At 41.5% G+C, this 511-nt stretch carries 1 protein-coding gene; it reads right to left on the bottom strand.

Going from position 1 to position 511, the window contains the following annotated elements; translation table 11 throughout:
• A partial coding sequence (locus R7E78_RS30805; RefSeq protein WP_318059228.1) for a hypothetical protein occupies window positions 1–246 on the bottom strand: 246 nt, incomplete at its 3' end.
• Window positions 247–511 lie beyond the last annotated feature (265 nt).

Here is a 511-nt window from a genome sequence, read left to right as displayed (position 1 = left end):
CAGTGTCAAAACATTGTTTTTCCTCAGTGGAGTCTGGCTTTGAAAGGAGTGATATGACGGCTTCATCATCTCGCTGGAAATCACAGACAGCGAGGTAAAGCAGTGAAAATATTCTAAATATAATGTCCACATAGACTGATTTTGATTTCTTTTAGGCAGGCCTTTTTTTATGTGGCTAAAATATGTTTTGCTGTTAACCCTAATCAACAGTAATACATTGCTGAGCTTCTGGGGTGCTTGTCCCATCTGCTTCTCCAAACAGAGACTGCACCGACCACCATCTCATGTATGTAATACTAGGGATGCACCGAATATTTGGTAACCGAATATATTTGGCCGAATTTTGCAAAGAAACACACATTCAGTATTCAGTGGAATAAGTGAAAAGCAAGGCCGAATAATAGCGGCGTTTTGATAACACAATCAAATGGCGTGCTGTGACGAGCGGAATAAAATGGCGGTAGTGTGGCAATCCGTCCGTCACGGCACTCGCATTTGCAACTAAAAATAG

The sequence above is a fragment of the Vibrio sp. YT-19(2023) genome (assembly GCF_033337395.1).
The sequence above is the reverse complement of the archived record's forward strand: the minus strand, read 5'-3'. Positions and strand labels throughout refer to the sequence as shown.